This is a genomic window from Zemynaea arenosa, from assembly GCF_004614185.1.
Classification (GTDB): Bacteria; Pseudomonadota; Gammaproteobacteria; order Burkholderiales; family Burkholderiaceae_D; genus Telluria; species Telluria arenosa.
The window spans coordinates 25,867-45,777 of the sequence record NZ_SPVF01000083.1; the positions used below are offsets into that span (position 1 = coordinate 25,867).

The 19,911-nt window shown below is 66.6% G+C and carries 19 protein-coding genes; 10 read left to right on the top strand and 9 right to left on the bottom strand.

Annotated elements, in window-relative coordinates:
- Positions 1-148 precede the first annotated feature (148 nt).
- Positions 149-1,435 carry a metal-dependent hydrolase family protein gene (locus E4L96_RS05920; RefSeq protein WP_135206293.1) on the top strand — a complete coding sequence of 429 codons (1,287 nt, stop codon included), beginning with the start codon at positions 149-151 and terminating at the stop codon, positions 1,433-1,435.
- A 22-nt stretch (positions 1,436-1,457) separates the two neighbouring features.
- Here E4L96_RS05920 and bla read toward each other — a convergent pair whose 3' ends face one another.
- From bla to E4L96_RS05935, 3 genes are read right to left on the bottom strand one after another with little or no spacing between them, the layout of a single operon-like run.
- Entirely contained in the window at positions 1,458-2,321 is an 864-nt protein-coding gene (bla, locus tag E4L96_RS05925; RefSeq protein WP_135206294.1) for a subclass B3 metallo-beta-lactamase, read from the bottom strand.
- Positions 2,318-2,989, bottom strand: coding sequence for a purine nucleoside phosphorylase YfiH/LACC1 family protein (locus tag E4L96_RS05930; RefSeq protein ID WP_135206295.1), 672 nt, complete (start codon positions 2,987-2,989; stop codon positions 2,318-2,320). The genes bla and E4L96_RS05930 overlap by 4 nt, the downstream gene beginning before the upstream one ends.
- A gap of 19 nt (positions 2,990-3,008) precedes the next feature.
- Positions 3,009-3,710, bottom strand: a complete 702-nt coding sequence (locus E4L96_RS05935; protein ID WP_167758608.1) for an SIMPL domain-containing protein — start codon at positions 3,708-3,710, stop codon at positions 3,009-3,011.
- 150 nt (positions 3,711-3,860) lie between these two features.
- Here E4L96_RS05935 and E4L96_RS05940 point away from each other — a divergent pair, with 150 nt between their 5' ends.
- From E4L96_RS05940 to E4L96_RS05955, 5 genes are all read left to right on the top strand, one after another.
- Entirely contained in the window at positions 3,861-4,235 is a 375-nt protein-coding gene (locus tag E4L96_RS05940) for a BlaI/MecI/CopY family transcriptional regulator (protein ID WP_135206297.1), read from the top strand.
- Positions 4,232-5,548, top strand: a complete 1,317-nt coding sequence (locus tag E4L96_RS05945) for a M56 family metallopeptidase (protein ID WP_229414246.1) — start codon at positions 4,232-4,234, stop codon at positions 5,546-5,548. The genes E4L96_RS05940 and E4L96_RS05945 overlap by 4 nt, the downstream gene beginning before the upstream one ends.
- An 86-nt stretch (positions 5,549-5,634) precedes the next feature.
- Complete coding sequence (locus E4L96_RS23560) at positions 5,635-6,369, top strand: hypothetical protein (RefSeq protein WP_167758609.1); 735 nt, start codon at positions 5,635-5,637, stop codon at positions 6,367-6,369.
- Positions 6,370-6,380: 11 nt separating this feature from the next.
- Positions 6,381-8,531, top strand: coding sequence for a TonB-dependent receptor plug domain-containing protein (locus E4L96_RS05950; RefSeq protein WP_167758610.1), 2,151 nt, complete (start codon positions 6,381-6,383; stop codon positions 8,529-8,531).
- A gap of 145 nt (positions 8,532-8,676) precedes the next feature.
- Positions 8,677-9,978, top strand: coding sequence for a dicarboxylate/amino acid:cation symporter (locus E4L96_RS05955; protein ID WP_135206299.1), 1,302 nt, complete (start codon positions 8,677-8,679; stop codon positions 9,976-9,978).
- Here E4L96_RS05955 and E4L96_RS05960 read toward each other — a convergent pair.
- From E4L96_RS05960 to E4L96_RS05970, 3 genes are all read right to left on the bottom strand, one after another.
- Complete coding sequence (locus tag E4L96_RS05960; RefSeq protein WP_167758611.1) at positions 9,975-10,706, bottom strand: CPBP family intramembrane glutamic endopeptidase; 732 nt, start codon at positions 10,704-10,706, stop codon at positions 9,975-9,977. The genes E4L96_RS05955 and E4L96_RS05960 overlap by 4 nt on opposite strands.
- A gap of 149 nt (positions 10,707-10,855) precedes the next feature.
- A complete protein-coding gene (locus E4L96_RS05965) occupies positions 10,856-11,506 on the bottom strand; it encodes a CoA transferase subunit B (RefSeq protein WP_135206301.1) in 651 nt (216 codons plus the stop codon).
- 29 nt (positions 11,507-11,535) lie between these two features.
- Positions 11,536-12,231, bottom strand: coding sequence for a CoA transferase subunit A (locus E4L96_RS05970; protein ID WP_135206302.1), 696 nt, complete (start codon positions 12,229-12,231; stop codon positions 11,536-11,538).
- A 116-nt stretch (positions 12,232-12,347) separates the two neighbouring features.
- Here E4L96_RS05970 and E4L96_RS05975 point away from each other — a divergent pair, with 116 nt between their 5' ends.
- From E4L96_RS05975 to E4L96_RS05985, 3 genes are all read left to right on the top strand, one after another.
- The gene (locus E4L96_RS05975; protein WP_135206303.1) at positions 12,348-12,908 is read left to right on the top strand and encodes a LuxR C-terminal-related transcriptional regulator; all 561 of its coding nucleotides are present in this window, start codon (positions 12,348-12,350) and stop codon (positions 12,906-12,908) included.
- A gap of 197 nt (positions 12,909-13,105) precedes the next feature.
- Positions 13,106-13,834: a PEP-CTERM sorting domain-containing protein gene (locus E4L96_RS05980; protein ID WP_167758612.1), complete on the top strand. Its 729-nt coding sequence runs from the start codon at positions 13,106-13,108 to the stop codon at positions 13,832-13,834.
- A 90-nt stretch (positions 13,835-13,924) separates the two neighbouring features.
- Positions 13,925-14,554, top strand: a complete 630-nt coding sequence (locus E4L96_RS05985; protein ID WP_229414248.1) for a phage tail protein — start codon at positions 13,925-13,927, stop codon at positions 14,552-14,554.
- Positions 14,555-14,611: 57 nt separating this feature from the next.
- Here E4L96_RS05985 and E4L96_RS05990 read toward each other — a convergent pair whose 3' ends face one another.
- Both E4L96_RS05990 and E4L96_RS05995 read right to left on the bottom strand, forming a co-directional pair.
- Positions 14,612-15,001, bottom strand: a complete 390-nt coding sequence (locus E4L96_RS05990) for an acyl-CoA thioesterase (RefSeq protein WP_135206309.1) — start codon at positions 14,999-15,001, stop codon at positions 14,612-14,614.
- Between the two features lie 71 nt (positions 15,002-15,072).
- A complete protein-coding gene (locus E4L96_RS05995; RefSeq protein WP_135206305.1) occupies positions 15,073-15,849 on the bottom strand; it encodes an SDR family oxidoreductase in 777 nt (258 codons plus the stop codon).
- A gap of 213 nt (positions 15,850-16,062) precedes the next feature.
- Between E4L96_RS05995 and E4L96_RS06000 the strand changes: the two genes are divergently transcribed.
- Complete coding sequence (locus tag E4L96_RS06000; RefSeq protein ID WP_135206310.1) at positions 16,063-17,691, top strand: electron transfer flavoprotein-ubiquinone oxidoreductase; 1,629 nt, start codon at positions 16,063-16,065, stop codon at positions 17,689-17,691.
- Positions 17,692-17,792: 101 nt separating this feature from the next.
- Here E4L96_RS06000 and E4L96_RS06005 read toward each other — a convergent pair.
- Positions 17,793-19,911 (bottom strand): putative bifunctional diguanylate cyclase/phosphodiesterase (locus E4L96_RS06005; protein ID WP_307721628.1); only part of this gene is annotated, 2,119 nt, incomplete at its 5' end.

Here is a 19,911-nt window from a genome sequence, read left to right on the forward strand (position 1 = left end):
AATACTGGTCCCCAGTATTCACGCGCCCCGCCCCGCCCTCAAGCGCAAAATTCGCATCCTACGCATGCGCGCCGCGCATGGCACCGTGGCATGCGCCCAAACGATGGGCTATGATGCCGCGTCCATTTCGCTGCCTGAAGGAGCCCGCATGAAACGCCGCCTGACCACCCTGGCCCTGTCCGTCGCCGCCGTCACCGCCAGCGCCCAGCCGCCACAGCCCGCGCCAGCCACGCTGGTCACGCCGGACGCCGTATGGACGGGCGACGGCGCGGTACACGCGGGGTGGTCGGTGCTCGTCACCGGCAACCGCATCACAGCCGTGGGCCCCGCCGCGCAGCTGCAAGTCCCCGCCAACGCCCAGCGCCTCGCCCTCCCCGGCAAGACCCTGATCCCCGGCCTGATCGAGCTGCACTCGCACGTGCTGCTCCACCCCTACAACGAAACCACCTGGGACGACCAGGTGCTGAAGGAGCCCGTCGAATACCGCGTGCTGGAAGCGGCCAAGCACTCAGCCGAGAGCCTGCAATCCGGCTTCACCACTCTGCGCGACCTGGGCACGGAAGGCGCGGGCTACGCCGACGTGGCCATCAAGCGTGCCATCGACGACGGCACCATCCCGGGACCGCGTTTGTTCGTGGCGACCAAGGCGATCGTCGCCAGCGGCAGCTACGGCCCATCGGCCAAGAGCTACCGCTACGACCTCGATTTCCCGAAAGGCGCGCAGGAAGCGACCGGCGTCGACGAAGTGGTGCGCGCGGTGCGCGAGCAGGCGGGCCACGGCGCGGACTGGATCAAGTACTACGGCGACTACCGCACCGGCGCGGATGGCTCGGCGCGCCCCACCTTCACGTTCGAGGAAGTGAAGGCGCTGATCGCGACCGCCCACCAGTCGGGCCGCAAGGTCGCCGTCCACGCCAGCACCGACGAAGCGATGCGCATGGCCGTGCTGGCGGGCGTGGACACCATCGAGCATGGCTACGGCGGCTCGGACGCCACCTTCAAGCTGATGGCCGAGAAGAAGGTCGCCTTCCTGCCCACGCTCACCGCGCCGGAAGCGATCGGAGAATACTTCCAGAAGCACGTGCGCGGCTCCGCGCCAACGCCGGCGATGCAGGAGGCCATCGACGCCTTCACCCGCGCGCGCAAGGCGGGCGTGATCATCGGCTGCGGCAGCGACGTGGGCGTGTTCAAGCACGGCAGCAGCGCGCGCGAACTGGAGTGGCTGGTCAAGCTGGGGATGACGCCGACCGAGGCGCTGCAGGCGGCGACCACGGTGGCCGCGCGCGTCCTCGACAAGCAGAACGACCTGGGCGCCATCAAGCCAGGTGCGTTTGCGGACCTGGTGGCGGTCGAAGGCGACCCGACCAAGGATATCGGAACGCTCTACAAGGTCCGCTTCGTGATGAAAAACGGGACCGTGTACCGCAACCAGTAACCGCCCGCGTTCCCGCGCGAAATTACTTCTTCGCCGGGCGCTGCGCCTCTTCCGCCAGCTGCGCGGCGAGGCGCTCCTGGCCCTTGGCCGCGTAGGCGCGGCAGGCATTCGTATCAACAAACGAACCCTTGGCCTGGCGCTCCATCAAGCCGCTGGCATCGGGGTGTGCGCTGATCAGGATGTCGCACTGGAGACCCGCGAGCATGGCCAGCGTGTGCTCGAGCCCGGCCTTGGCGCCCGGCCAGCGCGGGTCGCCGCCGTAGCGGAAGCTGTCGTCACCGTAGGCCGTTACGCTGTCCGCGTAGACCATGTTGAGCGCCTTGCCGTTCTCGCTCGACTGCCACGTCCAGCTGGTGCCACCGGGCGTGTGACCCGGCGAATAGTGCGCGGTCAGCTTGAGCGGGCCGACGCTAAGCACTTCCCCATCCTTCACGGTATGCAGGGTGCCGACCGGTGCAAACGGCATGTCCACGAGGTTGGCGTACTGCGGATCGTCCGCCGTCGGCTTGCCCGTCTTGAGCACCGGCGCGGCCAGCGTGCTGGCGACCACCGTCGCGCCACTGAGCTTCTGGAGCTCGGCGATGCCGCCCACGTGATCGAAATGTGCATGCGAGATCAGGATGTACTTGATGTCCCCGACCTTGAACCCGAGCTGGCGGATGTGCGGGACGATCTGCTGCGGCGACTTCCCCGTGCCGCCGTCGATCAGCACATGGCCGGCGGGCGACGTCACGAGCACCGCACTCACGCCGCCCGGGCCGACGTAGTACGTATTCCCATGCACCTTGAATGGTTGCTGCGGCGCGTCCCAGTCCGCAGCGGCGGCCTGCCCAGCGCTCAAAGCGGATGCGCATACGGCGGCGCCGAGCGCCAATTTGATCTTCATGAGTGTCCTTGGGAAGTGATGATGAGCCCCGCATGCTGCTGGGAGTTGCGGTCGCCGCGCCGGTAGCTGCGGTAGATGAATTCACTATCGGCGCCGCGCGTGCAGCAGGTGCAGCCGCCGACATGTTCGAGCGCCTCGATGCCGCCTGCGCGCAGCTGGTGTTCGGCCACTGCGCGCAGGTCGAAATGGCGCGGCGTGGGCAGCACATGCTCCGGCGGCATGTCTGCAAAGCGGCGCAGGAAGTCCTGGGCCAGTTCCTCGCTCACCTCATAACACGGCGCACAGATGGTGGGGCCGATCGCCGCGACCCAGCCGCCCTGCTCCGCGCCGAGCTCCGTGAGAATCTGCGGAATGATCCCGGCATGCAGCCCGCGCCAGCCCGCGTGGACCGCCGCCACCGCCGTGCCATCGCGCCGCGCCAGCAGCAGCGGCACGCAATCCGCGGTGATCACGCTGACGGGAATGCCGGGTTCGGACGTGTGGAACGCATCCGCCTCGCCGACCGGCTGGCGGTGCGTCACGACGCGGGCGGCATGCGTGCCATGCACCTGCTTCTTCAGCGGCCGCAGGTCCCATGCCTCCTGCAAGGCCGCAGGGACCAGCTCAGTGGCGGTCCCGAATCCATGCACGACGCCGGGGATGGCGGCGAGCAGACTGCTGACGATCAAACTTCACTCCTTCTGTTCCTTACTTGATGCGGTAGACCACATCGACCTGCTGCTGCAGCTTCACCGCCTGCACGGCCAGGTATTCGCTGGCGGGCCGCGGTGCGCTGGCGGGCGCGCGGTCCCTAGTGTAACGGAAGTCGGACTCGACGAAGCCCATGGACGTGCTCAAATTCTTCACCGGCGCGTAGCTGATGCCCGCCACCGCGCCGACCTTTCTCCCCGCGCCCTTCGCCAGCGCCTCGGCGTGCACTTTCGCGTCCTGCACGGCGTCCGCCAACAGCTGCATTTCGAGCTGGTGCCGCTGAGTGCTGCCGAAATCGACCGCCAGCCCCTCGATATTCTGCATGCCCAGCACCGGTTGCACCAGCGCGGCCCACACCGAGATGTCGCGCACCAGGATGCGCACGCCGACCTTGATGTCCCAGCCCGTGCCGTCCTTGCGCACGTCGCGGCGCGGGTCGGCGATGGTCACATCGTCCGCCGCGATGCCGATCGACGCGGCCAGCGCCTTGATCTCGCCGGCGCGGGTGCCCACGGTGGCAGCCGCGGTTTCGGCATTGGCATCGCTGGCGACGATTTCGAAATCGAGGGTCGCTTCGTCGGATGCCACGCTGATCTCTGCACGGCCATTGGCATGGATGAAGGGATAGTTGGGCAGTTCGGCGGCTTGGGACAGCGAGGCAGAGACGGTCAGCAGGGCTGCGGCGATGCGGGTCTTCATGGGGACTCCCGTAGTTGTGTGAGACCGCAGCATAAAACAATGTAGACATCGATGTCTAGTTCGGATATTCTGGCGACATGGACATGCCAGCACACGTCCTTATAAAAACACTAGACAACGTCTTCTACACATAGACACTGAGGAGGGTACATGCCCGACGCGATTAAGCCCACACCGGCGGAACTGGACCTGCTGCAGGTCCTGTGGCCGCTCGGCTCCGCCACCGCCAAGCAGGTGCACCAAGCGATGCAGAAGGAGAAGCCGGAGGTGACCTACGCCACCGTGCTGCGTCTCATGCAGATCATGCACGGCAAAGGACTGCTGATTCGCGATGAAAGCCAGCGCTCGCACGTGTACGCCCCGGCGCAGGCGCAGGACTCACTCCAGACCAACCTGCTGAAGGACCTGATCAACCGCGCCTTCTCCGGCTCCGCCAAGGCGCTGGTGCTGGCGGCGCTCAAGAGCGGCATCTCGCGCAAGGAGCGCGACGAAATCGAAAAACTTCTGCGGGAGGATGGCAAATGAGCGGCATGAACAACGTCATCGAAGTCGTCGGCTGGACCCTCGTGGATTTCGCCTGGCAGGGCGCGGTGATCGGCGTGATCACCGCCCTGCTCCTGCTTACCATGCGCGGCGCCGGTCCGCGCCAGCGCTACCTTGTGGCCTGCGCGGGCCTGCTGGCCTGCATGGCCTGGCCCGCGCTGCAACTGATGGCGCGGCTGGCGGACGGCCCTGCCACTGCCGCCAGCGTGCGTTCGATGATGGCAGCCGGCGGCGGCATCGCCACGTCCACCGCGGGCCTGGCAGGCCTGGTGCAGGATCACTTGCCGGCGATCGTGGGCGCATGGGCCTTGTGTGCACTGCTGATGGCGGGCCGCATGCTGCTGGGACTCGCCTGGATCGGCCGCGCGGGCAACGAGGACAGTCAAGCGCACCCGGAATTGCAGCGCCGCCTGGACGCCCTGGCCGAGCGCTTCGGCATCGGCCGCGCGGTGCGCGTGCGGGTGCTGGCGAACATCCAGAGCCCGATCACGGCGGGCTGGCTCAAGCCCATCATCATGATCCCGGCATCGCTGGCGACCCGCATGCCCACTGACCTGCTGGAGGCCCTGCTGGCGCACGAACTGGCGCACGTCAAGCGCATGGACTATGTAGTCAACCTGGTGCAGCACCTGGTGGAGACGGTGCTGTTCTACCACCCGGCCGTGTGGTGGATCTCGCGCCAGGTGCGCGCCGAGCGTGAAAAGATCGCGGACGACCTGGCGGCTCGCCACCTGGGCGAGCCGCGCCGCCTGGCACGCGCACTGTCGGAACTGGAGAAGATGCAGTTTAGCGGCCGCAATCTGGCGCTGGGTGCCGATGGTGGAGACCTGGTCGACCGCATCGCACGGCTGGTACGCCCGCAGCAGCGGCCCGCAGCGTGGAACGCTTTGCTGCCACTGATCCTGGTCGCGACGCTGGGCGCCGCGCCTCTGCTGCAAGCGTCCGTCGCCAACCCGGCAGCGGGTACGCCTAGTGCGTCCTCCGCGCAGGGGAAACGGGACGCGTCCAGAGTGACTGGCGACCGCCAGGCCGTCGTGGACTTTGCCAGCTGCTCTAAGCCGAACTACCCGCATGAGTCGCTGGCCAAGCTGGAAACCGGCACCGTGACCCTGGCCTTCGACATTACGGTTACCGGCGACGTGGGAAGCGCCACCGTCAAGAAGAGCAGCGGCCACCCGCTGCTGGACGAAGCCGCCCGCAGCGCCATCGCCCTCTGCAAGTTCAAGCCTGCGCTCAAGCGGGGCCGCGCCATCGCCTCCACCACCTACGTCCAATACGTCTGGACGCTGGACTAAACCTCCCCTGATCTGATCCCTCCCGGACCCGGCGTACACGCCGGGACGGGACTCCTTTTGCCTGTCGTCTGCCCATCGCCCAGTCCATGCCCTTGCTCCGCCTGCCCCTGTTCGCGCTGAAAATCCTGCTCGTTATGGCCGCCCTGTATGCCGCCGCGGTCATCTACCCGCAGCCCGCCTTTGCCCACCACGTCCGCTACGGCAGCGACGACATCTGGTCTGACGAGCCGATCCCCGCCGAAATTGCGGCCGTGCTGGACGACGCGCACCGCCGCCTGCGCCGCTCGCCGTGGTACGACGAGCGGGAAGGCATGCGCCTCTTCATCTGCAATGCGCCGTGGCGGCTCTGGTTCTTCGGCCAGCGCTTCAATACCACGATGGGCGGCGGCACTTCCTTCCTCACGCGGCACATCTTCCTGCACGCCGCCGACATCAAGGCCAATGCCCTGCGCATGCCCCCCGGCCGCCCTCTGTACGACGCCGAGGTCCGTACGCTCTCCTACTTCATCGCGCACGAAGGCACGCATGCGCTGACGGCGCGCGTCCACGGCCCGCTGTCCGGCTATCGCTTGCCGGTGTGGCTCACGGAAGGCTATGCGGATTACGTCGCCAAGGGCCCGGACCTGGACGTCGGCAGGCAGCGTGGCCTGTACCGGGCGGGCGCGCTCGAGAACCCACCACGCGACTACCAGCGCTACCAGCTGGAAGTGGATTTCATGCTGCACGAAGGTGGCCGCAGCCTGAACCAGCTGTTTGCGGCTCCACTGTCCGAAGCAGAGGTGCGCCGTCTGCTGGACGCCCGCCTCGCCGCCCAACGTTGAATGGACCCGCTTTGAAAGCCTATCGCCTCACCCTGACTGCCACCGCAGTCTGCGCCGCCCTGCCCTGCGCTGCGGCGTTGGCCCAGCAGCCCGCAGCCACGCCGACGCCTGCCACCGCCACCGTCGAAGTCAAATCCACCGCCGACAGCGCACGCCGCAACGACGCGGCCAACCGCCAGGTGATCAACCGCGAAGAGATCGCGCGCTACGGCGACGCCAGTGTGCTCGATGCGATAAAGCGCCTGCCCGGCGTGACGGTGAACGGCACGAGCGTGCGCATGCGCGGCCTGGGGAGCGGCTACACCCAGCTGCTGGTGGACGGCCAGCCCGCCCCCGCCGGGTTCACGCTGGACGGGCTGGCCCCGGACCTGGTCGAGCGCATCGAGATCATCCGCTCCGCCACCGCCGAATACAGCACGCAGGCCATCGCGGGCACCATCAACATCGTGCTGCGCAAGGCGCCGCGCAAGGACGGGCGCGAGCTGAAACTGGCGAACGGCCTGGCGGGCCGCCAGAGCGAGCCGTCCATCACCGGCACCTGGTCGGCCAAGGATGCTGGCGGCAGCCGCCAGCTCACTGCATCGCTGCGCCACCTGGAGCTGCATCCGACCTACGAGTACCGCGAAGAGCAGCGCCGCGGCGGCGTGCTGGCCGATGCCTCGACCGTCCACACCGACCAGCAGATCCATTACACCGCGTTGAACCTGCAGCCGCGCCTGACGTGGACGCTCGCCAGCGGCGACAACGTCGACTGGCAGACCACCCTCAACGCCGGGCGCTCGCGCGGCGGCAGCGACAAGACCTCCGAGACCATCACCGGCCAGGGCCAGGCCTACCCCAACCTGAACCTGGGCTTCGGCATCGACAACGCCAGCCTTCGCACGGAGGCCGGGTGGACCCGGCGCTTCGCATCGGGCGCGCGCGCCGAGACCAAAGCCGCGGCCTTCACATCCATCTCGGACCGCTGGATGTGGCGCGATGCGACCGACACCGGCGGCCTGCTGCTGCTGGACCGCGACTTCCTCACCAAGGTGCATGAACGCGGCGCCACCTGGACCGGGAAGTTCGCCGCTGCCACCACCGCCAGCGGCCATGCACCGGTCGCCGGCTGGGACGCGGGCCACACCGTCATGACCTCGCAGGACGTGCAGCAGGACGCGCCACTCCCGGGCATACCGGAAACCGACTACGACACTCGCATCGACGCCCGCCTCGACCGCCTGGCCTTGTACGCGCAGAACGAATGGGACATCGACATGCAATGGTCCGCCTACCTCGGCCTGCGCACGGAGGCGCTGCGCGTGCGGACCACCTCCACCGAAGCAGGCGATGCGCACATCAGCAGCTACCGCATCGCCAGCCCGATCGCACAGCTGCTGTGGAAGCTGCCGGGCAAGCAACGGAGGCAGGCGCGCCTCGCACTCACACGCACCTTCCGCGCGCCACCGCTGGCACGCATCACGCGCGGTTACTTCTACACCACCGATAACACGCCCATCTCGCCCGACCAGGACGGGAACCCGAACCTGCAGCCCGAGACCGCACGCGGCATCGACGCAGGCGTCGAGTGGTACTGGAGCGAAGGCACCGCGCTGGTGGTCAGCGCATCGGAGCGCGCTATTTCGAACCTGATCCGCGACCGCATTACGCTGCAAGGCTCGCGCTGGGTCTCGGCGCCCGCCAATATCGGGCATGCGGATGTGCACACACTGGAAGTGGAAGCGAAGGCTCCGCTGCACATCCTCTGGGCCGCCGCGCCCAAGGTGGACTTGCGCGCGAATTGGGTGCGCAACTGGTCATCGGTGGACGGCATCCCCGGTCCGGACAACCGGCTGGACGGTCAGCCCCGCTGGAGCGCGACCATTGGCGCGGACTACCGCGGTGCGGCGTGGTCCGCGGGTGCCACCCTGGCTTCGGTGGCGGGCGGCTGGACCCGCAGCTCCATCGAGAATCGCGGCTGGACCAACACGCGCCATGCCCTCGACGCGTATGCCAGCTTCACACTGGCCCATGCGGGCACATTGCGCATCTCAGCATCGAATCTGCTGCGCACCACCGACCGCTCCATGGACATCCACGAGGACGCCAGCGGCACCTGGACCGGCATGAACTGGCGGCCGACATGGGCCGTCCTGCGCCTGCAATACAGCGCGCATTGGTGAGGCGCCGCACGCCGCTGCGCACGCGGATAATGCGAGACAGAAACCTGCGCACGTGTGGATGTCCACAATTGGCGCGTTGACCGAAACCGCGCGATGATGAGGACTTGTGCGGCCTTGCTGCCGCGGCCTCCGTGCGAGTTGCGTCGTGAAAAAACCCTTCTACAAAATCCTCTACGTGCAGGTCCTGTTTGCCATCCTGGTGGGTGTGCTGCTGGGCGTGTTCTACCCGCAATCGGCGGTGGCCATGAAGCCGCTCGGCGATGGCTTCATCAAGTTGATCAAGATGATCATCGCGCCGGTGATCTTCTGCACCGTGGTCGCGGGCATCGCGGGCATGCAGGACATGAAGAAGGTCGGCCGCGTGGGCGGCAAGGCGCTGCTCTACTTCGAGATCATCTCCACCTTCGCGCTGGCGATCGGCCTGATCGTCGCCAACGTGGTGCAGCCCGGCGCGGGCTTCAACGCCGACCCGGCGACGCTCGACACCAAGGCGATCGCCGAATACACGGCCAAGACCAAGTCGCTGAGCACCATCGACTTCCTCCTGAATATCATCCCGAACACCTTCGTGGATGCCTTCGCGAAGGGCGACATCCTGCAGGTGCTGCTGATCGCCATCCTGTTCGGCGTGGCGCTATCCATGCTCGGTGAGCGCGGGCGGCCGATCACGCGCGGGATCGAGGAAATCTCGCACGTCATCTTCGGCATCGTCGGCATCGTGATGAAGGCTGCACCCATCGGTGCGTTTGGCGCGATGGCCTTCACCATCGGTAAATTCGGGCTTGCATCGCTGCTCCCGCTCCTGCGCCTGCTCGGGTCCTTCTACCTCACCAGCGCACTGTTCGTGTTCATCGTGCTCGGGACCGTGGCGTACTTCGTGGGCTTCAACATCTTCCGCTTTGTCGCCTACATCAAGGAGGAACTGCTGATCGTGCTGGGCACCAGTTCGTCCGAAAGCGCCCTGCCGTCGCTGATGCGCAAGCTGGAACGCCTGGGCTGCTCCAAGTCCGTGGTGGGCCTGGTGGTGCCGACCGGGTATTCGTTCAACCTGGATGGCACCAACATCTACATGACCATGGCCGCGCTGTTCGTGGCGCAGGCCACCAACACTCACCTCACACTGAGCCACCAGCTGACCATCCTGCTGGTCGCAATGCTGACGTCGAAGGGTGCCTCGGGCATCACCGGCGCGGGCTTCATCACCCTGGCCGCCACGCTGGCCGTGGTGCCGGAAGTGCCGGTGGCGGGCATGGCGCTCATCCTCGGCATCGACCGCTTCATGAGCGAGTGCCGCGCGCTGACCAACATCATCGGCAACGGCGTGGCTTCGGTGGTCGTCTCCAAATGGGAGAAGGAGCTCGACCACGAGACCATGGACCGCCAGCTCAAGGGCCACCACGTGGAAGAGGAAGACCGCGAGCTGTTCCCGGAGCGCGAAGCGCGTTAAGCCCTCAGCTCACGCAGGGCCGCCGCCGAGCGCCGCCCGGCCAGCAGCAGCCAGGCCACCAGCGCCAGTTCGATGACGTTCGCCACGCGCTCCACGCCAAACGTGACCGCCGGACCAGCCGAGGCCTCGATGTTCGAGAAGATCATGCACAGGTTCAAGACCATGTGCAGAATGATCACCAGCACGAGACTGCCGGTCTGATACCGCACCGCGGTGAACATCATGCCGCACACCGCCGTCACCAGCGCCTTGCCAAGTGCGACATCCCACGGAGCCCCCATGAAGCCATGGATCAGGTGCATGGCGCCGAACAGCACCCCATTGAGCACGATCGCACGGCCCATTGGCAGCGGCAGCAGCAGCGCGAAGATCACGCCGCGGAACAGCAGTTCTTCCCCGATCGCGTTGAAGAACTGGATGGTCAGCGTACCCGCGACGCTATCCGGCGCATGATAGCCCCAGGGGAGGAACAGCGCGGCGGTCAGCAAGCTGGCCGCAAAGAAGCCGGTCGGCTTTAGCTGCGCGACACCGAGGCCGAGCCGCGACCACAGGCCGAACACCTGCACCAGCACCAGCGGCAGGATGATGGTCGAGGCGAAGGCCACCAGCTTGACCTTGCCGAAGGCCGCGGGCGGCGCATACAAGGCGCCCAGCTTGAGGATGGCGACGGTGAGAATGAATTGCAAGCCGGCGCAGAAGATGGCGGCGAGGACGGGACGTTGGGACATGTGTGGCTCTCTCTCGGTGTTGTTATGGCGCGCATTCTGCTCATCCGCCCACACAACCACCATGCCCGCGCGACAGGCCGCGCAAATACGCACCTGGAATGCAAAAAAGGCGCCCTGCGGGGCGCCTTCGTCTGCGCGAGAGCGAAACCTTAGAACGCCGAGACGTCCAGCTCCGTCCCGGTGGCGGCCAGCACTTCCGGCACCGTCACGCCGGGCGCCAGTTCCACCAGCTTGAGGCCGGTCTCGGTCACGTCGATCACACCGAGATCGGTGATGATGCGGTCCACCACGCCCACGCCGGTCAGCGGCAGGTTGCAGTTCTCGAGGATCTTGTGGGAGGTCGAGCCATCCTTGGCGGTCGCCACGTGCTCCATCAGGACCACGACGCGCTTCACGCCCGCCACCAGGTCCATCGCACCGCCCATGCCCTTCACCATCTTCCCGGGGATCATCCAGTTGGCCAGGTCGCCTTTTTGAGACACCTGCATCGCACCCAGGATCGCCAGGTTGATCTTCCCACCGCGGATCATCGCGAACGAGTCGGCCGACGAGAAGAAGGCCGCGCCGGGCAGCGCCGTCACGGTCTGCTTGCCCGCGTTGATCAGGTCAGCATCCACCTCGCTGTCACGCGGGAAGGGGCCGATGCCCAGCAGCCCGTTCTCGGACTGCAGGAACACCTCGATATTCTCCGGGACGTAGTTCGCCACCAGGGTCGGCAAGCCGATGCCCAGGTTGACGTAGAAGCCGTCCTGCAGCTCTTGCGCCGCGCGCGCGGCCATTTCGTCACGAGTCCATGCCATGTCAGTAGTCTCCGATTCTGTGGTGAGGGTCAGGAACGCACGGTGCGCTGTTCGATGCGCTTTTCCGGGTTTGCGTTGACGACGATGCGGTGCACGAAGATGCTCGGCAGGTGCACGGCATCCGGATCGATCTCGCCGATCTCCACCAGCTTTTCCACTTCCACGATGCAGACCTTGCCCGCCATGGCGACGTTCGGGTTGAAGTTACGCGCGGTCTTGCGGAAGATGCAGTTGCCCGCCTTGTCCGCCACGGCGGCCTTCACCAGCGACACGTCGGCCACCAGGGACCGCTCCATCACATACTGCTCGCCGTCGAACTCGCGCACTTCCTTGCCCTCGGCGACGATGGTGCCCACGCCGGTCTTGGTGAAGAAGGCCGGGATGCCGGCGCCGCCGGCGCGCAGCTTCTCGGCCAGCGTGCCTTGCGGGGTGAATTCCAGTTCCAGCTCGCCGGCCAGGTACTGGCGCGCGAACTCCTTGTTCTCGCCCACGTAGGACGAGATCATCTTCTTGATCTGGCGGGTCGTGAGCAGCTGGCCGAGGCCGAAGTCGTCCACACCGGCGTTGTTGGAGATGGCGGTCAGGCCCTTGACGCCCGAATCGCGCAACGCCGCGATCAGCGCTTCCGGAATGCCGCACAGGCCGAAGCCGCCCACGGCGATGGTCTGGTTGTCTGCCACCACGCCGGCCAGCGCCGACGCTGCATCAGGATAGACTTTGTTCATTACCCGTCCCTTGTCTCTCGTTTATTGAGTTTATGGAGCTTACAGCTGAGAAGAGTCTCAGCATAAAATACGGACCACCGTTGCACAATACCGTAGAACTACTTGCATCCTTTTCGATGACCACAGCGCGCCCGATCGACTACGAGACCATCTTCCAGCATGCGCCGGTGGGCATGTGCATATCGGAGAACCGCGTTATCCAATCCTCCAACCATACGCTGGACGCCATGTTCGGCTACGCCCGCGGCGCGCTCGATGGCCAGTCCTTCCAGGTCCTGTACCCCACCATGGACGAGTTCCTGCGCACCGGCGACCGCATCGTGCCGATCATGAATGCCAAGGGCGTGTATTCGGACGAGCGCATCATGCGGCGCGCCAGCGGGGAGCTGTTCTGGTGCCACGTCAGCGGCCGCGCGCTGGATCCGCAACAGCCCCTCGGCGCGGGCGTCTGGACCTTCGAAGACGTCAGCGCCAAGCGCCCGGTATCGGCCGCGCTGACGCCGCGCGAGCGCGAGATCGCCGCCTTCCTGGTCGAGGGACGCACCAGCAAGGCGATCGCCCGCGAGACCTCCCTGTCGCCGCGCACGGTCGAGATGCACCGCGCCAAGCTGATGAAAAAGTTCCAGGCGTCAACCTCGTCGGAACTTGTCAATAAGCTCATGGGTGTTTCCCGCTGAAATGCAAACTTGCCAAGATTAATTGTCGGTTAATCTTACAGTTTCGGACACGTGGGTTTGACGCGTTCCTACTAAGCCTTTGATAAGGCGCAGATTTCCTGTTTGTGCATACCTGAGGCATGTTTTATGCAAGCCTCCCCTTCGGCCGCGCCCGCCTTGTGGCGCATACAAGAAGGAGAACGACCATGACATATGGGATGTCAAAGCGTGTCCGCCTGCCGCAGCGGGCCGTCCTGGCAGGGATGGCTGCGGGCGCGCTGATGCTGGGCGCCGCTCCGGCGCAGGCGGCGCTGGTGGGGTACCAGAGCCAGGCCGCGTTCAACACCGCGATCGCGGGCTGGACACGCACCACCACCGATTTCGAAGCCATCGCGGCGGGCACCACTTACGGTGCCGGGACCGGGCCGTCCGGCTACACCTTCACCCTCACGGGCCCGAGCACCGCGTATGGAGACCAGCCGGCGGTGCTCGACACGTACGGCACGACTTCGGGGACCAATTACCTGGGCCTGAACAATCCGGACGGCGCCTTCGAGACCGGCGACCGGCTGGCCATCCACTTCACCACGCCTGCGCAGGCGTTCGGACTGTTCGTGATCGGCACGAGCGGCATCCAGGCTGACGACATCCGCCTGGTCATCGACGGCAACACGGTCGGCAATGCAGCCACCGAGGCCGGGACCACCAACGACGGCGGACATATCTACTTCCTGGGCTTCGTGTCCACGGCGGTCAACATCAGCAATGCCTCGCTGGAGTTTTTCACCGACGACGGCAGCCTGTTCCCGACCAACGTGGACGACCTGGTGGTCGCGATCGACCAGCGCGAGCCGCCTACCGATGTGCCGGAACCGGGCACGCTGGCCCTGCTGGCCGGCGGCGCGCTCGCGGCGGGCGCCCTACGCCGCCGCACGCGCCGCACCTGAACGCGCCAGGGACCCGCACGCATCACCGCACCAGATCCGGGCCGCGCCGGTCCGGGACGCACCCTTCATATGAAAAACGGAGATTTCAGAATGCGCTTCTTCGCACACACTGTCGCACGCCGCTTCGCCCTCCACTCGATGATCGCCGGCGCCCTCGCCGCCGCCAGCGCCGTACCTCTGCCGGCCGCAGCCCAGGCCGAGCCTTTCATCGGGCAGATTTCCTGCTTCCCGTACAACTTCGTCCCGCGCGGCTGGGCCGCGCTGAACGGCCAGCTGCTATCGATCGCCCAGAACACCGCACTGTTTGCACTGATTGGCACCACCTACGGCGGGAACGGCCAGACCACCTTTGCGCTGCCGGACATGCGCGGCCGCGTGATGCTCAGCTCCGGCCAGGGCCCGGGACTGGCGCCTCGCACGATCGGCGAAATGAGCGGCACCGAGAACACCACGATCACCACCGCCAACATGCCGGCGCACCAGCACATGGTTGCCCCGGCTGCCAGCAACAGCGATGCCACCTCGATCTCGCCGGCAGGCCTGGTCCCAGCCGCCAAGAGCCGCACGCCGCTGTACACGGATGCCGCCAACAGCCCGACCACAATGGCGGCCACGCCCAGCAGCATCGTCGGCGGCAGTCAGCCAGTGTCCAACATGCCGCCCTACCTCGTGATGACGTGCGCGATCGCACTGGAGGGCATTTTCCCGTCGCGGGATTAAGACGGCGCAGCCCCGGCCAAGCCGCTCTACCGGGCGGCTTTTTTCATGCGGGGGCTACTAAGCGAGCGCGCTGCGCACGAAGTCCGGCAGCGGCACCGACTTTTCGGCCTTGATGTCGGCCCACACGATCTTGGCGCCGCCGGTGGCGTTGAGCACCGCGCCGGCCTGCCCGTCCGCCCCGATGGCGCGGATCTCATGGGTCATCTCGAAGCTGGAACGACCTGGCCGGCCGACGTAGGTCTTCACCTCGATCTGCCCCGGGTAGGTCAGCTGGCGCAGGAAGGTGCAATGCGCGTTGATGATCACCGGCCCGGTGCCGTCCGGGTGCGGCGGACCGCCCGCCGCTTCCAGCCAGGCGATGCGCGCCGATTCGATGTAGCGGAAGTAGACCGTGTTGTTCACGTGGCCCATCATGTCCATGTCGCCCCAGCGGATGTCCATGCGCATGGTGTGCACGTGCTTGAGTTGGGTGTCGAGTTGGGAGCTGTCGTTGCCTGCTGCTGTCACTGAAAAAGCCTTTACTGCGCCGTCATCCCGTCATCGGCGGTGATGATGGCGCCATTGATGAAGTGCGACTCCTCCGCCGCCAGCAGCAGCAGGAGCCCGTCCAGGTCTTCCGGCTTGCCGGCCCGGCGCCGCGGCAGCATCTCGATCAGACGCTTGCCCTGCTCGGTCGCGAAGTAGTCCTCGTTGATCTCCGTGGTGATGTAGCCAGGGCAGATCGCGTTGGTGTTGATATTGTACTTGCCCCACTCGACGGCCATCGCCTTGGTCATCTGCACCACGCCCGCCTTGCTCATGCAGTACACGCCGATCTGCGGCAGCACGCGCAGCCCCGCCACCGAGGCAATGTTGACGATGCGGTGCTGCTTGCGCGGGTCGCCCTTGGCGCGCGCGATCATGCGCTTGGCCACCTGCTGGGCCACGAAGAAGGCACCGCGCAGGTTCGTGTCCATGATGTAGGCGTAGTCCTCGATGGTCACATCCAGCAGCCGCTGGGTCATCGATACGCCGCTGTTGTTGACCAGGATGTCGATCGGCCCGGCCTCCGTCTCCGCATGGGCGATGGCGGCCTTGATGCTGGCGAGGTCCGTCACGTCCAGCGTCACCACGTGGGCCGCCCCGCCCGATGCTTCAATTTCCGCGCGCAGCTCCTTGAGCCGGTCTACGCGGCGCGAGGCCAGCACCACCTGCGCGCCCGCGCCGGCCAGCGCCTTCGCAAAGCGCGCTCCCAGCCCGCTGGATGCGCCGGTCACCAGCGCTATCTTGCCTTCGAAGTTGACTTCAATGCCCACGCTCGCCCCCTTTGGTCAGATCATCGCGTTCACTCAGCACGAATGGCTATCTTACACAAATCGCCACATTAGATTGCCGCATCTAGTCGATTGCGCGTGAGCGAAGTTGCAATCCGTGGCAAAAACCCGCACACTCGTGCTTTATTTTGTCCCCCAATCATCCACATGACTGAGCCTAACAAACTGGTCGAAGAATTCGGCCCGCGCGAATCGATGGAGTACGACGTTGTCATCGTCGGCGGCGGCCCCGCCGGCCTGTCGGCAGCGATCAAACTGAAACAGCTGGCCGCCGAAAAGGGCCAGGAGGTTTCGGTGTGCGTGCTCGAAAAAGGCAGCGAGGTCGGAGCGCACATCCTGTCCGGCGCGGTGATGGATCCGCGCGCGCTGACGGAGCTGATCCCGGACTGGAAAGAGAAAGGCGCACCGCTCAACACCGAGGTCACCGAAGACCGCGTGCTGTTCCTCACCGAAGACAAGGCCTACAAGACGCCGGACGCGCTGGTGCCCAACTGCCTGACCAATCATGGCAACTATATCGTCTCGCTGGGGAACGTGGTGCGCTGGCTCGGCCAGCAGGCGGAGGCCCTGGGTGTGGAGATCTTCCCCGGCTTCCCCGCCGCCGAAATCCTGTACAGCGACACGGGCGCCGTGCGCGGCGTCGCGACCGGGAACATGGGCGTGCACCGCGATGGCACGCCGGGCCCCGACTTCCAGCTCGGGATGGAGCTGCACGCCAAGTACACCCTGTTCGCGGAAGGCTCGCGCGGCCACCTGGGCAAGCAGCTGATGGTCAAGTATGACCTCAACAAGGACAAGGACCCGCAGTCGTACAGCATCGGCATCAAGGAGCTGTGGGAGATCGACCCCGCGAAGCACAAGCAAGGCCTGGTGATCCACACCACCGGCTGGCCGCTCAGCACCAAGGACTACGGCGGCTCCTTCCTGTACCACCTGGAGAACAACCAGGTCGCGGTGGGCTTCGTGGTCGGACTCAATTACGAGAACCCCTACCTCTCGCCGTACGAGGAATTCCAGCGCTTCAAGACGCACCCGGACATCCGCGGCTTCTTCGAAGGCGGCAAGCGCATTTCGTACGGCGCGCGCGCGATCACCGCGGGCGGCCTGCAGTCGCTGCCCAAGCTGGTGTTCCCGGGTGGGGCGCTGATCGGCTGCGACGCGGGCTTCCTCAACATGAGCCGCATTAAAGGCTCGCACGCCGCCATCAAGACCGGCATGCTGGCCGCGGAATCGGCCTTCGCCGCGCTGGGCGCCGGCCGCCAGCAGGACGAGCTGGTGTCGTATCCGGAAGCGTTCGAACAGTCCTGGCTCAAGGAGGAGCTGCAGATCGCCCGCAACGTCAAGCCGTGGATGAGCAAGGGCCTGATCGTGGGCTCGGTGATGACCTTCATCGACCAGGTGATCCTGCGCGGGAAGGCGCCGTGGACGCTGCGCCATGCCACGCCGGACCACGCCTGCCTGAAGCCGGCCGCGGACTTCCGCCCGATCGTCTATCCGAAGCCGGACGGGAAGCTGACCTTCGACCGCCTGTCGTCGGTGTTCATCTCCAACACCAACCACGCCGAAGACCAGCCGATCCACCTGACGCTCAAGAACGACAGCGTGCCGGTCGGCGTGAACCTGGCGCAGTACGCCGGCCCCGAGCAGCGCTACTGCCCGGCGGGCGTGTACGAGTTCGTGAAGACCGACGATGGCAAGGACCGCCTGCAGATCAACGCGCAGAACTGCGTGCACTGCAAGACGTGCGACATCAAGGACCCGACGCAGAACATCGTGTGGGTGACGCCGGAAGGCGGCGGCGGGCCGAACTACCCGAATATGTGACTCGCATGAATATGCAACCAAATGGTTGCATATTCTCCGCAAACGAAAAGCCGGCTGGTGTTCCCACACCGCCGGCTTTTTTTCGGCCCCGCAGCCCGCGCTCAGTGCAGCATGCGCGCCCGCGCCAGCTCCTCCAGCTCGGGCGCGGGCACCGGCGGCGAGAACAGATAGCCCTGCGCATAGTCGCAGCCCGCATCGGTCAGCAGCGCGCACTGCACGCGCGTCTCCACGCCTTCCGCCACGACCTTGAGCCCGAGCCGGTGCGCCGCCGCGATGATGGCTTCGCACAGCGCCAGCTCGCTGCCCTCCTCCTCCACCCGCGAAACGAAGGTGCGGTCGATCTTCACGTAGTCCAGCCCCCCGGCGGTGAGCTTGGACAGCGAGGACAGCCCGGTGCCGAAATCGTCCAGCAGCAGCTGCATGCCCTCTTCGCGCAGCTGGCGCAGGCGCTCGTTCGCGTCCTGCTGCAAGGCTGATTCCTTGACCTCGATGGCCATCGCCTCCGGCGCCAGCCCCAGCTCGCGCATGAAACCCAGCCACCCGCGCGAGGGCTCGATGCCCGGCCGCAGCTGGGCGCTGGAGGCATTCACCGTGACCTGCATGCCGTCCCCGATGCGTTCGCGCCATTCGCCCGCCTGGCGCGCCGCCTGGCGGAAGGCCCAGTCGCCGATCCGCACGATCATCCCGCTCGCTTCGGCGTACGGGATGAACTCCGCCGGTTCCAGCAGCCCGCGGGTCGGGTGGCGCCAGCGCAGCAGGGCCTCGGCCTTGTGCACCTCGCCCGTCGCCAGCGAGACGATGGGCTGGTACATCATCTCGAACTGCTCCTTCTCGATCGCCTCGCGCAGCCCGGCGGCCAGCGCCTGGCGCGATTGCGCGCTGGCCTGCAGCTCCGGCGTGTAGTAGCAATAGCGGTTGCCGCCGCCGCGGCGGGCATTGCGCATGGCGCGTTCGGCAAACGCCTGCAGCTCCTCGGCGTGGCCCGAGTCCTTGGGGCAGACGGCGATGCCGATGCTGGCCGACAGCGCGAGGTCGGCCTGGCCTTCCGCCAGCGGCATCCCGTGCCCGATGCGCTGCACGATGTCCTGCGCCACCCGCTCCACCGTGGCCGGTTGTTCAAGGCCCGGCAGCAGCACGGCGAAGGTGTCGTCCTCCAGCCGCGCCAGGGTGTCCGACGCGCGCACGCAGGCGGCAATGCGGCGCGAGGCCTCCTGCAGCACGCGGTCGCGCGCCTCGGGGCCATGGCCGTCGTGGATGTCGCGCAGGCGGTCCACCTCCACGTAGAGCAGCGCCAGCATGCCGCGCCCACGGCCGGTACGCCGCACTTCCTGCTGCAGGCGGTCCGCGAACACGTGGCGGTTGGGCAGGCCGGTGAGCGCGTCGAAGCTGGCCTGGGCCCAGGTCAGCTCCTCGTTGCGGCGGCGGCCCGAGATATCGGTGACCAGCGCCAGCGCGCCGCGGTAGGCGCCCGCGTGATCGAAGATCGGGCTGGTGGACAGCGCGGTCCATACCGGCGCGCCGTCGCGGCCCACGAACTTGAATTCATAGCGGTCCGCCACGCCCTGGCGGCGGCGCGCCACATAGCGCTCCATCAGCGCGCGGCCTTCCTCGTCGATGAACTCCATCAGGTGGCGGCCCAGCATGTCCTCGATGCCATAGCCGAGCATCGCGGCCATGGCGGGGTTGACGAAGCTGGTGATGGAATCCGCATCCACCTCCCACACGCCTTCCACCGCGCTGTGGACGATGCGGCGCAGGCGCGCCTCGCTGCGTTCCAGCGCGTCCAGCCGACCCATCGCGTATTCCACGATCACGCGGCAGGCCTGGGCGCTGCCATCCTCGCTGCCCAGCAGCGTGGCGGGAAAGGCGCAGCCCGGACGGCTGCGTTCCAGCTCCAGGCGCACCTGCACGGTCTCGCGGCTGTTCACGGCCTGGCTGAGGAAGCCGTCGAAATCCTCGCGGAAGCGCGGGGCGACGAAGGTGCGGAAGTTGCGGCCCGGCGCGGTGCGGCGGTCGATGGCGAACATTTCGGCGCCCGCGATATTGGCTTGCAGGACCACGCCATCGAGCCCGATCACGAAGTAGCCGACGGGAGCCAGCAGGAACAAGTCGTTGTACCAGGCATGCTCGCGCAGGCGTTGCAGCCGTTCGGGCGAGAGCGCGCTGTCGGTGTCGCTGAGCACCGGGGGGCGGCCACCCGGACCCACCGGGGGCTGGAAC

Bases quoted from the DNA above. Each gene is read 5' to 3' on its own strand.
- E4L96_RS05935 (WP_167758608.1), bottom strand. From the start codon at position 3,710: ATGAAGACCCGCATCGCCGCAGCCCTGCTGACCGTCTCTGCCTCGCTG.
- E4L96_RS05965 (WP_135206301.1), bottom strand. From the start codon at position 11,506: ATGGCATGGACTCGTGACGAAATGGCCGCGCGCGCGGCGCAAGAGCTG.
- E4L96_RS05990 (WP_135206309.1), bottom strand. From the start codon at position 15,001: ATGCGCATGGACATCCGCTGGGGCGACATGGACATGATGGGCCACGTG.
- E4L96_RS05940 (WP_135206297.1), top strand. From the start codon at position 3,861: ATGCCCGACGCGATTAAGCCCACACCGGCGGAACTGGACCTGCTGCAG.
- E4L96_RS23560 (WP_167758609.1), top strand. From the start codon at position 5,635: ATGCCCTTGCTCCGCCTGCCCCTGTTCGCGCTGAAAATCCTGCTCGTT.
- E4L96_RS05920 (WP_135206293.1), top strand. From the start codon at position 149: ATGAAACGCCGCCTGACCACCCTGGCCCTGTCCGTCGCCGCCGTCACC.
- E4L96_RS05945 (WP_229414246.1), top strand. From the start codon at position 4,232: ATGAGCGGCATGAACAACGTCATCGAAGTCGTCGGCTGGACCCTCGTG.
- E4L96_RS05980 (WP_167758612.1), top strand. From the start codon at position 13,106: ATGTCAAAGCGTGTCCGCCTGCCGCAGCGGGCCGTCCTGGCAGGGATG.
- E4L96_RS05970 (WP_135206302.1), bottom strand. From the start codon at position 12,231: ATGAACAAAGTCTATCCTGATGCAGCGTCGGCGCTGGCCGGCGTGGTG.
- E4L96_RS05985 (WP_229414248.1), top strand. From the start codon at position 13,925: ATGCGCTTCTTCGCACACACTGTCGCACGCCGCTTCGCCCTCCACTCG.
- E4L96_RS05960 (WP_167758611.1), bottom strand. From the start codon at position 10,706: ATGTCCCAACGTCCCGTCCTCGCCGCCATCTTCTGCGCCGGCTTGCAA.
- E4L96_RS06000 (WP_135206310.1), top strand. From the start codon at position 16,063: ATGGAGTACGACGTTGTCATCGTCGGCGGCGGCCCCGCCGGCCTGTCG.
- bla (WP_135206294.1), bottom strand. From the start codon at position 2,321: ATGAAGATCAAATTGGCGCTCGGCGCCGCCGTATGCGCATCCGCTTTG.
- E4L96_RS05975 (WP_135206303.1), top strand. From the start codon at position 12,348: ATGACCACAGCGCGCCCGATCGACTACGAGACCATCTTCCAGCATGCG.